Source organism: Thiomonas sp., assembly GCF_054608695.1.
The window spans coordinates 1-11,162 of the sequence record NZ_JBTRXV010000109.1; the positions used below are offsets into that span (position 1 = coordinate 1).

The following is an 11,162-nucleotide window of genomic DNA, read 5'->3' on the forward strand; positions in this document are numbered from 1 at the left end:
GCTCACCCCGCAAGGGGCTGTCATGGCGTACATCGAGAAGCGGAAAAGTGGATACAGGGTACAGGTTCGGCGTCGTGGTCTGCCCAGCATATCGCGTACGTTTGACCTGAAGGCCCGATGCCGAGGCTTGGGCGCGCGGCATGGAGCGCGAAGCGCAACAAGGCAACACGCCGTGTTGCGCAACGAGGCGGGCAAAGTCACGATGGCCGAACTCATTGATCGATTCTCGGTCGATGTGGTGCCGAGCTTCAAATCCGCGGGCAACTGGCGAGGCTACTTGCAGATTGCGCGTGTGCGCTTTGGTTCCTATTTCCTGTCGGCCATACGCAGCGTCGTATCTGGCGGCGTGGCTTGCCGATCTGCGTGCCTCCGGGCTGGCGCCAGCCACAACCCTGCATTACTTGCAAGCTGTGCGGTCTTGTTTCAACTATGCCGCCAAGGACTTGGGCATCCACCTGCCCGCAGGCAATCCGGCGCGCGATGTGCGCAAGCCTAAGCTTGACAACGCTAGGGATCGTCGCTTGTCGCCAGAGGAACTGGACTGCCTATTTCGCGGGATCGCTGGTGCTCGCAAGCCCGACGGCATGCGGGAAATGATTTTGCTGGCCGTAGAAACGTCAGCACGCGAGTCCGAGCTGCTGAGCCTGAACTGGGGGCGCATCGATCTGGACAAGCGCACGGCTCACCTTCGTGTCACGAAAACCGGGGTGCCTCGCACGGTGGCTTTGTCCATTGCTGCGGTCGGTGCCTTGCGGACCATGCAGGCTTTTCCGCGCCGACTTGACGGGAAAGTGTTTCCATGGACGCGCGGGGCTTGGTGAGCGCGTTTATCCGCATCCGCCGCCGTGGTCGTGAACTGTATGAAGCCGATTGCACCGCGCAAGGCGTCAAGCCGGACCCGTCATTCCTGACCGACCTGCGTTTCCACGATCTGCGCCACGAGGCCACGTCCCGGCTGTTCGAAAAGGGCCTTGGCATCATGGAAGTGGCGAGCATGACAGGCCATAAGAGCCTCGCCATGCTGAAGCGCTACACCCACGTCGAAGCCGAAAAACTCGCCCAAAAACTGGGGTAACACCAACCCAATGGCCAGCGCGCATGGTTCTGGCCTGCGAGCGTACTGGGCGTCCATCACGCCATACGGCGTATTGACAATTGCAATACATAGTCTATTCTTTCGCGATGGACATCGAGTACGCGTTGCAGGGCATCCGATTCCGCTGGAATGCGGACAAGGCGCGCAAGAACATCGACAAGCATCAGCTTTCATTCGAGCAGGCGGCACAGGTCTTTCTTGACCCCTTCGTGCGCTACCAGGACGCATCCGATCGAGGCGAGCAACGCGACGCAAGCCATCGGTGCGGATTTTGATTTCCGGGTGCTCTTTGTCGTGCACATGATGTTCGAGGATGATCACATCCGCATCATCTCTGCCAGGAAGGCAGAACCACCCGAGAGGTCTCGCTATGAAGATGGAAACGATTGAGCGCCGCCTGGCCAAAGACAGGCCCATGGTTGCCGTCACCTTGCGCATGCCGCAGGACGTGGTGGACGACCTCAAGCGCGTGGCCCCGTTGCGCGGTTTCGCCGGTTATCAAGCCTTGCTGCGCGCGTATGTCGGTGCCGGCCTGCGTGACGATATGGAACGGTTCGAGGGGTCAGCCGTCGCTCGACTGATCGACAGGCTGCGCGATAGCGGCGTTCCTGAGGAAACCTTGCGTCGCGCTGCGGCTGAGGTTTCCCATTCTGCCCCTTGATGCCCATGCGGGAACGCGCGACCCACACACCAGGAACGAAAGCTACCGCTGTTTGCTGCATCAGGAGGCCGCCGGCGGCTTTGAAGGATGGGCCAGACCATCGCCCAGATTGTGCAGCGTTCCCGGCGATGGTCGATGCAGTCTGCTCGAAACGGCAGCACATCAATATGCATGCTCGGAATCGGTGGGTTTAGGTTCTGAGACCGGGGTGCACAGCATGGCATCATCCATAAACTGAGCCACTCTCGATATGGATTCACCTTCCGTTGCGCCGTGCAAATCAACCGGCAAACCCGAATTTGTCGCGCATGTGCGCGGCAATGGACAAATCCAGTCGCTTGAGTCGCATCTTTTGCGTGTTGGTCAGCTTGCTGCCGAACTGGCCAAGAAATTCAGCCTCACCACACACGGACAACTGCTTGGCCTACTCCACGACTTGGGCAAGTACAGCGCAGCTTTTCAGGCCTATATCCAATCCGCTACAGGCTTGCTGAATCAAGACGAGGATGAGGAGTTTGTTGATGCTTGTGGCCTGAAGGGGAAAATCGATCATTCCACCAGCGGGGCGCAGTGGATTTGGCAGGAGTTGGCGCAAAAAAACGATCTGGCGCGAATCGCCGGGCAAATTATGGCTTTGTGCATTGCCTCGCACCATTCTGGCTTGATCGATTGTCTTGGCTTGTCGGCTGGCAAGCCTGCTGAGGATGTGTTCACCAGGCGGGTGAACAAATCCGGCGACAAAACCTATCTCCGTGAAGTGCTTGGCAAAGTTGACAAAGATCTTCTCGCAACCGCGCACAGTTTGGTCATGCTCCCGGAAACCACGCAAGCATTTCAGGTCTGGATTGCAAAAATTCTTGACAATGTTCCCGGTGAAACGCCACTCCAAAAAACACAGAGCCCAATTTTCCAGCAACAACTTGGTCTGCTCGTTCGCTCTCTCTTCAGTTGCCTGATCGACGCTGACCGCATCGACACCGCAGATTTCGAGCATCCCGGTCTGGCGCGGCGCCGGCTACGCGGCAGTTACGAGTCTTGGGAAGTGTTGATTGAGCGTCTGGAAACGCGTCTGAGCACCTTCACGCCGAGTCACCCCATTGATGCCTTACGGCAAGATATTTCGCGACATTGCCTGGAAAGTGCAGCACGTAAACAGGGCATTTACACCTTGACCGTGCCAACCGGCGGCGGCAAGACGCTGGCGAGCCTGCGGTTCGCTTTGCACCATGCTCGCGGGCACAAGCTGGACAGGGTGGTCTATGTCATCCCGTTCACTTCCATCATCGACCAGAACGCTGATGTTGTTCGGCGCATTCTGGAACCTGAAGGCGTCGAGGCAGGCAGCGTGGTGCTCGAACACCATTCCAACCTCACACCAGAAGAGCAAAGCTGGCGCGGCAAAATCCTCTCCGAAAACTGGGACGCGCCGGTCGTGTACACGACCACCGTGCAATTGCTGGAAACACTGTTCGGCGCGGGCACACGCGGGGCGCGGCGGATGCACCAACTCGCCAATGCCGTGCTGATTTTCGACGAAATCCAGAGCTTGCCGGTCAATTGCGTTCACCTGTTCAACAACGCCATGAACTACCTGGCCGACTTCTGTGGCAGCACGGTCGTGCTGTGCACCGCCACCCAGCCCTTGCTCGATCAGGTCGATACACACAAAGGCGCGATTCGCGTACCGCCAGGCAACGAACTCATGCCTGATGTGAAACAACTCTTCGACCAACTGAAACGCGTCGAAGTCGTCAACCGTCGCAAACCGGGCGGTTGGTCGCAGGACGAAATCGCGGCGCTAGCGTTCGAGCAAATAGCAGAGTCTGGAAGTTGCCTAGTCATTGTCAACACGAAAAAGGCGGCGCAGGCTATTTACCGGCTATGCAAGGAAAGCGACACTGCCAAAGTTTTTCATCTGAGCACCAACATGTGCCCGGCACATCGAAAAACCATCCTGAACGAAGTGCGCGCTCGGCTGGATCAAGTTCCGCCCGCCCCGACGCTTTGCATCAGCACGCAACTGATTGAGGCCGGAGTCGATGTGGATTTTGGTTCAGTCATCCGCTTTACTGCGGGTCTGGATTCCATCGCCCAAGCGGCGGGGCGGTGCAATCGCAATGGCCGTGCCAAGCAGGGACTGGTGCATGTCCTCAACCCACGCCCCGAGGACGAAAACCTGGCTAAATTGCCCGACATTCAGGTTGGCCGAGAAAAGGCAGAGCGCGTGCTGGATGATTTTGATGCCAATCCCGAAAAATTCGGTAATAACCGCATCGGCCCGCAGGCGATGGCCTGGTACTACAAGAACTATTTCTTCGACCGGGCAAACGAAATGGGCTACCCCGTCTCGGTCGGCCATGACGACACCCTGCTCAACCTGCTATCTAGCAACACGCTGGCGCTGGAAGACTACAAAAGAACGAAACGCCAAGCTCCGGCAATCTATCTTCGGCAGGCTTTCATGACCGCCGCCAAAGCATTCAAAGCGATCGACGCACCCACGCGCGGCGTTATCGTTCCTTACGGTAATGAGGGCAAACAACTCATCAACGATTTATGCGCGGCGTACCTGCCCGACAAGGAATTCGAATTGCTGCGCCGGGCACAGCAATTCAGCGTCAATGCGTTCCAGAACGTGCTTGAAAAACTATCCAAAACGCTGGTCGTGCGGGAAGTTCAAGAAGGCACGGGCATTCTTTACCTGACCGATTCGCGCTACTACAGCCCGGAATTCGGCCTGTCCGAAACCCCTGAAGGAAAAATGGAGGTTCTCTGTGGCTAACCGCAACAGCATCGAATTCAAAGTGAGTGCGCGTCACGCCCTGTTCACCGATCCGCTGACCCGGATCGGCGGTGAAAAGTGCTCGTACCACGTCCCGACTTACGAAGCTTTGAAAGGCATCGTCAAGTCCATTTACTGGAAGCCCACTTTCATCTGGGTGATCGATGCAGTCAGGGTGATGAAGCCCATTCGCACGCAGACCAAAGGCACCAAACCTTTGGAGTTCGGCGGTGGAAACACCTTGGCCATCTACACCTTTCTCTCCGATGTCGAATACCAGGTGCGCGCGCATTTTGAATGGAACATGCAACGCCCCGAACTCGAAGAAGACCGTGTGGAAGGCAAGCATCACGCAATCGCCAAGCGAATGCTGGAATTAGGCGGGCGGCAGGACATCTTTCTGGGCACGCGAGACTGTCAAGGCTATGTCGAACCCTGCGCATTTGGCTCGGAAACCGGCCATTTCGACGATGCGGGCGAGTTGGCGTACAGCTTGATGTTTCACGGCTTTGACTACCCCGACGAAACCGGCGAGAATAATCTGCACGCCCGATTCTGGAAGCCGGTCATGGTCAATGGCTGTATTCAATTCGTACGACCTGAGGTCTGCACGATCCGCAAATTCGTCCGGGCGATGACGCCCAAGAAATTCGGCAAGGACAAACTGCGCGATGTCGCGCAGGAAGCCGCTGATCTGGGGGTCTGATATGAGCTGGATACAAAAGCTGTATGAAACTTATGAACAGACAGGTCGATTGCCGAATCGGAATGAAACCCAACCTTGGCCCTTGGCTCATTATTCAAAGAGAGCACACGTTGAGGTTGCCATCGACTCATCCGGTAATTTCAGACGGGTCAGGAAATTAGGGGCCACAGAGTCAGCAACACTAATCCCTGTGACCGAAGCATCGGTCGGAAGATCAGGAAGAAAAATCGCTCCACACCCGCTTTGCGAAGAAATCAGTTACTGCGCCCGAGACTTCCCGGAAAAAGATGAGAAAAAATATGCGGCTTACATTGCCAATTTGGAGAAATGGTGTGAATCGGCGCAACAACATCCGAAAGCTAAGGCAGTACTAACTTATTTAACCCACGGGAATCTTTGGGCAGACCTTCTCAGCGAAAAAATGATCCCCATGGTTTTCGAGGGCGCTCGCGGAAAAGAAAAAATCAAAGACTCAAAGGTTTTTATTCGCTGGCGAGTTGAATCGCCGGATGATCCTGCATCAGGTACTTGGGAAGACACGAATCTAGTCGAAGCATGGATAGCTTACGACCAGATTCAAAACCCCAAGAACGGGATATGCATGGTTCTTGGCGAGGAAGCTCGTCTATGTAAAAACCATCCAAAATTCATCCGCCACTCCGGTGACGGTGCCAAGCTCATCAGTGCCAACGACAGTTCGGGATACACCTTCAGAGGCCGCTTCACCGATGACACCGGTCAGCAGGCGTGTGGCGTGGGTTACGAAGTCACCCAGAAAGCCCACAATGCTCTGCGCTGGTTGATCCAGCGCCAAGCCTACAGAAACGACGATCAGGTGATTGTGAGTTGGGCTGTCGCGGGCATACCGATTCCTGATCCTTTCGGCAACTCGCTGACCTTGATACTCGCTGGCGAAGCAATTGAAGCGCAGTCCGTAGCACCAGCGTTATCCCTTGATGGCGATGCCGGGCAAGCCTTTGCCAAGCGCTTGAACTTCGCCATGGCTGGCTACCGCGCCAAGCTGGGGCCGACAGATGACATCGTCGTAATGGGTCTGGACTCGGCAACGCCGGGGCGAATGGCCATCACGTATTACCGGGAGCTGACTGGTTCCGAGTTTCTTGAGCGGATCGAAGCCTGGCACACGGCACACGCTTGGCCGCAAAACTTCGGCAAGGAGCTGAAATTCGTCGGTGCGCCAGCGCCGCGCGACATTGCCGAAGCAGCGTTTGGCCGCCGTCTGGACGACAAGCTCAAAAAATCCACGGTTGAGCGGCTTTTGCCCTGCATTGTCGATGGGCAGCCGCTGCCTCGCGATCTCGTTGAATCGACTGTACGCAGAACCTGCAATCGGGTCGGTTTCAGTCCCTGGGAATGGGAAAAAATCCTGGGCATCGCCTGCGCCCTGTTCAAAGGCGCTTTCAAAAATGAGGAGTACAAAATGTCACTGGAAACCGACCGGAACAGCCGGGATTATCTCTACGGGCGCTTGCTGGCAATAGCCGAATATATCGAGAGCCGTGCTCTCTACGTTGCGGGCGAAAAACGCGACACTACCGCCGCCAAGCTGATGCAACGCTTCGCTGATCGCCCTGCAAGCACGTGGCGAATCATCGAGCCTGCGCTCAAACCTTACATCTCGCGCCTACGTGCAAGGCGGGCCGGTTTCATGTTCGAGATGGACAAGCTGCTCGATGAAGTTATTCCTAGTTTTGTCGGCAATGATTTTCTCGACGACAGTAGGCTTTCCGGTGAATTCCTGCTCGGTTATCACTGCCAGCGGCAAATCCTGAATCTGCCCAAGACAGACAACGCCACCGCCACCGCTACTGAAGATGCTCCAACCGAATAAAACCATCGAGGAAACAAACATGACCACCCTGCAAAACAAGATTGATTTCGCTGTCACCTTCCGCGTCAAAAATGCCAACCCGAACGGCGACCCGCTGAACGGCAACCGCCCGCGTACCGATTACTCAAACTTCGGCGAAATGAGCGATGTGTCGATCAAACGAAAAATCCGGGATCGCTTGCTGGAGCGCTGGGTCAACGATGGCCGCAAGGAAGACGATGGCAACATGATTTTTGTCCAGTCTGACGACCGTAAAGTGGATGACGCCAAAAGCCTGCGCGCACGGGCTGAGGCAGGATTGGGCAAAGAACTCGGATCAGAGAAGACCGCAGAACTGGCTTGTAAGAAATGGTTGGACGTGCGTGCATTCGGTCAACTCTTTGCCCTGAAAAGCAACAAGAAAGCTGGCAAAAAGAAAGAAGACGGCAGCGACGAGGAAAGCGACACTGGGGTGTCCATCGGTATTCGTGGCCCCGTCACGGTCCAGTCGGCTTTCAGCGTCAAACCCATCGAAATCTCCAGTTTGCAGATCACTAAAAGCGTCAGTGGCGAGGGTGATGGAACCAAGCGCAGCTCGGACACGATGGGCATGAAGCATCGTGTCGACCAAGGCGTCTACGTGTTCTATGGCAGCATGAATCCGCAGCTTGCGGAAAAAACCAACTTTTCCGACTCCGACGCTGAAGCCATCAAAGCCGTATTGCCGCGGCTGTTCGAGAACGACGAGGCCGCCGCTCGCCCGGCAGGCAGCATGGAAGTATTAACGGTTGTATGGTGGAAGCACAATTGCAAGGCAGGCCAGTATTCATCGGCAAAGGTCCACAGAACGCTCACGATCAACTCAGATGGAACCTATGCTTTGGAGTCGCTAGAGGGGCTAGTCCCAGAAGAAATTGGTGGTTTTTAAGAGGAGCTCGCCATGTCCGAAATCCATTTCATCGTCGAACAAGCTCCCGAGGGCGGCTATATCGCGCGCGCCGTCGGCGTGGACATCTTGACCGAGGCCGACGGCCTCGAATCCCTGCACGCGCAAGTGCGTGACGCGGTGCATTGCCATTTCGACGATGACAAGCGTCCCAGCATCATCCGCCTGCACATCACCCGCGAAGAGATGCTGGCAGTATGAGGCTGCCGCGTGATCTGTCCGGATCGGATCTGGTCAAGCGCCTGGACCGGCTTGGCTACCACGTCACACGGCAGACCGGTAGTCACATGCGGCTGACCAGCACCGCGCACGGAGAGCATCACATCACCGTGCCCCGGCATGATCCGCTGCGCATCGGCACACTGGCCGCTGTGCTCGATGCCGTGGCGGTGCATCACGGCCTCAGCCGCGATGCCTTGCTCGAGCGCCTGTTCAACTAAATGCGCCGGGATGTGAACGCCACCGACGATCCCATCCCCCTGTCCGCCCTGCAGCACTGGGTGTACTGCCCGCGGCAATGCGGGCTGATCCACCTGGAGCAGGCGTTCGAGGACAACATCCACACCGCGCGCGGGCAGGCCGTGCATCGTCTGGTGGACGCGCCAGGCTACGAGATCAAGGCCGGCGTGAAGGTCGAGCGCAGCCTGCCCTTGTGGTCGGATCGACTGGGGCTGATCGGCAAGGCCGACCTCGTCGAGTTCCATCCCGACGGCACGGTTTTCCCCGTGGAGTTCAAGCACGGCCGCAAGCGCCAGAAAACCCATGACGACATCCAGCTCGCCGCCCAGGCCATGTGCCTGGAAGACATGCTGGGCCGCCCCGTGCCGCTTGGCGCCATCTACCACGCCAGCAGCCACCGGCGGCGCGAAGTCGCCATCACGCCCGCGCTGCGCGACCTGGTGATTGAAACGGCCGAGGCCATCCGCGCCATGCTGAGGGCCGGTATCCTGCCGCCCCCCGTGTTCGATGCGCGCTGCCGGGAGTGTTCACTCAAGGACATCTGCCAGCCCGAGGCGCTGACCGCCGTGCGCGTGCAGCGCGAGATGCGGGCACACCTGTTCGAGGTGGAGGACTGATGCAGACATTGCAAAACACCCTGTATGTCATGACCCCGCAGGCCTATGTCCACATCGACAACGCCACCCTGCGCGTGGACGTGGAGCGCGAGAAGAAACTTCAGGTGCCGCTGCACCATGTCGGCGGCTTGGTGTGCTTTGGCAACGTCATGGTGTCGCCAGCGCTGATGCACCGCCTGGCCGATGAGGGCAAGTCCCTCGTCCTGCTGGATGATTCCGGCCGCTTCAAGGCTCGGCTCGAAGGCCCGGTATCAGGCAACATTCTGCTGCGCCAGACCCAGCATCGTGCGGCAGAACGCGCCGACACCACGATGGATCTGGCACGCGCCTGCGTTGCCGGAAAGATCAAGAACAGCCGCAGCGTCGTGCAACGCGGGGCGCGCGAAAGCGCCGATGCCGACGAATCCGCCCAGCTCACCCGATCCGCAGACAATCTGGCTGCCTCGCTGCGCGCCGCTGCCGATGCCCAGACACTTGACGTCCTGCGTGGCGTCGAGGGAGAAGCCGCGCGCGGCTACTTCGAGGCGCTGAACCGCATCGTCAAGCCCTCCATGCGCGGAGACTTCCGCCTCGATGGCCGCACCCGCCGTCCTCCGCTCGACCGGTTCAATGCCCTGCTGTCTTTTCTCTACGCCATGCTGATGAACGACTGCCGCTCGGCGCTGGAGGCCGTAGGGCTCGATCCCCAGCTCGGTTTTCTGCACGCCGTGCGGCCTGGCCGCGCTGCACTTGCACTCGACCTGCAAGAGGAATTCCGCTCCGTACTCGCAGACCGGCTGGCGCTGACACTCATCAACCGCGGCCAGATCGGCGCTGACGACTTCGACCAGCACGAGGGCGGTGCCGTCCTGCTGTCCGACAAAGGCCGGCGCAAGGTCGTCGCCGCCTGGCAGGAACGCAAACAGGAGGAGATCACCCACCCGCTGCTGGAGACCAAAATGCCCATCGGACTCCTGCCCTTCGTCCAGGCTCGCCTGCTCGCGCGCACCATCCGCGGCGAGATGGACGGCTACCTGCCTTATCTGGCCCGGTAATCGACCACAAGACGCCATGCTCATCATCGTGACCTATGACGTCTCGACTGAAACGGCCGCAGGCCGCAAGCGTCTGCGGCGCGTGGCCAAGGCCTGCGAAAGAGTGGGGCAACGCGTGCAGAAATCCGTGTTCGAATGTCAGGTCGACGCCATGGAATACGAAGCCCTTGAACGCGAACTGCTCGCCGAAATCAAGCTGGACGAAGATAATCTGCGCTTCTATCGCATCACCGAACCGACCGACATGCGCGTCAAGCAATATGGCACCTTCCGTTCCATCGACTTCAACGGCCCGCTTGTCGTGTAGCCCGCGAACCCCGAGCAAAGCCGAAATCCCGGCCGGTTCGCGCATCACGCAAATCCTTGATCTTTCACAATTTGATGAACTTTCCTTGCCTGCAAATCCGGGTCCGCCTGCGCGCAGAACCGGGTTCGCGGGAATGCAGAACAACTCCGTTGTGCAGCAACACGTTGCGCGAGTGGAGTCTCGCCCGGCTTAAAACCCGGGCGTGGATTGAAACAAACTGAGACACTACCATTGAGTGCGTTTATTTGGTCTCGCCCGGCTTAAAACCCGGGCGTGGATTGAAACGAATTGAAGTATGACTTTGAATCTCTGCGCGCCGAGGTCTCGCCCGGCTTAAAACCCGGGCGTGGATTGAAACTTGGTTTTTACCATGTCATTGACTCAATCGGTAAGTCTCGCCCGGCTTAAAACCCGGGCGTGGATTGAAACAATCCGTGCCATCGCTCCACCCTTTGGGCCAATCGTCTCGCCCGGCTTAAAACCCGGGCGTGGATTGAAACGATCAACAGCACGTCCGAGCTTGCCAGACGCCGCCGTCTCGCCCGGCTTAAAACCCGGGCGTGGATTGAAACGATTGATGTGCGGCCTTAATCCATGCGTCCCCATGGTCTCGCCCGGCTTAAAACCCGGGCGTGGATTGAAACGCCTGGATCGCGGCGGCAACCATGACATTTGATGTCTCGCCCGGCTTAAAACCCGGGCGTGGATTGAAACGCCTGGATC

Annotated in this window: 13 protein-coding genes and 1 CRISPR repeat array; all 13 genes read left to right on the top strand. The window is 58.0% G+C overall.

From position 1 onward, the window contains the following. The first annotated feature begins 443 nt into the window (after positions 1 to 443). The 13 genes from ACYCUK_RS21220 (at position 444) to cas2 (ending at position 10,439) form a co-directional block, all read left to right on the top strand. Positions 444 to 821, top strand: coding sequence for a tyrosine-type recombinase/integrase (locus ACYCUK_RS21220; protein ID WP_461596621.1), 378 nt, complete (start codon positions 444 to 446; stop codon positions 819 to 821). Further along, positions 800 to 1,075: a tyrosine-type recombinase/integrase gene (locus ACYCUK_RS21225; RefSeq protein WP_461596622.1), complete on the top strand. Its 276-nt coding sequence runs from the start codon at positions 800 to 802 to the stop codon at positions 1,073 to 1,075. The genes ACYCUK_RS21220 and ACYCUK_RS21225 overlap by 22 nt, the downstream gene beginning before the upstream one ends. A 107-nt stretch (positions 1,076 to 1,182) precedes the next feature. After that, positions 1,183 to 1,371: a BrnT family toxin gene (locus tag ACYCUK_RS21230; RefSeq protein WP_461596623.1), complete on the top strand. Its 189-nt coding sequence runs from the start codon at positions 1,183 to 1,185 to the stop codon at positions 1,369 to 1,371. A gap of 95 nt (positions 1,372 to 1,466) precedes the next feature. Next, a complete protein-coding gene (locus ACYCUK_RS21235; RefSeq protein WP_461596624.1) occupies positions 1,467 to 1,757 on the top strand; it encodes a hypothetical protein in 291 nt (96 codons plus the stop codon). 250 nt (positions 1,758 to 2,007) lie between these two features. Then, positions 2,008 to 4,539: a CRISPR-associated helicase Cas3' gene (gene cas3, locus ACYCUK_RS21240; RefSeq protein WP_461596625.1), complete on the top strand. Its 2,532-nt coding sequence runs from the start codon at positions 2,008 to 2,010 to the stop codon at positions 4,537 to 4,539. Further along, positions 4,532 to 5,245: a type I-C CRISPR-associated protein Cas5c gene (gene cas5c / locus ACYCUK_RS21245; RefSeq protein ID WP_461596626.1), complete on the top strand. Its 714-nt coding sequence runs from the start codon at positions 4,532 to 4,534 to the stop codon at positions 5,243 to 5,245. Before cas3 ends, cas5c begins: the two co-directional genes overlap by 8 nt. 1 nt (position 5,246) lies before the next feature. Then, the gene (gene cas8c, locus ACYCUK_RS21250; protein WP_461596627.1) at positions 5,247 to 7,097 is read left to right on the top strand and encodes a type I-C CRISPR-associated protein Cas8c/Csd1; all 1,851 of its coding nucleotides are present in this window, start codon (positions 5,247 to 5,249) and stop codon (positions 7,095 to 7,097) included. Positions 7,098 to 7,116: 19 nt separating this feature from the next. Then, positions 7,117 to 8,004 carry a type I-C CRISPR-associated protein Cas7/Csd2 gene (cas7c, locus tag ACYCUK_RS21255; protein ID WP_461596628.1) on the top strand — a complete coding sequence of 296 codons (888 nt, stop codon included), beginning with the start codon at positions 7,117 to 7,119 and terminating at the stop codon, positions 8,002 to 8,004. Positions 8,005 to 8,016: 12 nt separating this feature from the next. Beyond that, on the top strand, positions 8,017 to 8,223 hold the full coding sequence (locus ACYCUK_RS21260) for a hypothetical protein (protein WP_461596629.1): 207 nt from the start codon (positions 8,017 to 8,019) through the stop codon (positions 8,221 to 8,223). Then, entirely contained in the window at positions 8,220 to 8,462 is a 243-nt protein-coding gene (locus ACYCUK_RS21265; RefSeq protein ID WP_461596630.1) for a type II toxin-antitoxin system HicA family toxin, read from the top strand. Before ACYCUK_RS21260 ends, ACYCUK_RS21265 begins: the two co-directional genes overlap by 4 nt. Positions 8,463 to 8,474: 12 nt before the next feature. Further along, entirely contained in the window at positions 8,475 to 9,098 is a 624-nt protein-coding gene (gene cas4 / locus ACYCUK_RS21270; RefSeq protein ID WP_461596631.1) for a CRISPR-associated protein Cas4, read from the top strand. After that, positions 9,098 to 10,132 (top strand): type I-C CRISPR-associated endonuclease Cas1c, encoded by a 1,035-nt coding sequence (gene cas1c, locus ACYCUK_RS21275; RefSeq protein WP_461596632.1) that lies wholly within the window; start codon positions 9,098 to 9,100, stop codon positions 10,130 to 10,132. The genes cas4 and cas1c overlap by 1 nt, the downstream gene beginning before the upstream one ends. Before the next feature lie 16 nt (positions 10,133 to 10,148). Beyond that, positions 10,149 to 10,439 (top strand): CRISPR-associated endonuclease Cas2, encoded by a 291-nt coding sequence (gene cas2 / locus ACYCUK_RS21280; protein ID WP_461596633.1) that lies wholly within the window; start codon positions 10,149 to 10,151, stop codon positions 10,437 to 10,439. Positions 10,440 to 10,616: 177 nt separating this feature from the next. Then, positions 10,617 to 11,153: a CRISPR direct-repeat array (repeat unit 37 nt; unit sequence GTCTCGCCCGGCTTAAAACCCGGGCGTGGATTGAAAC). Positions 11,154 to 11,162: the final 9 nt, after the last annotated feature.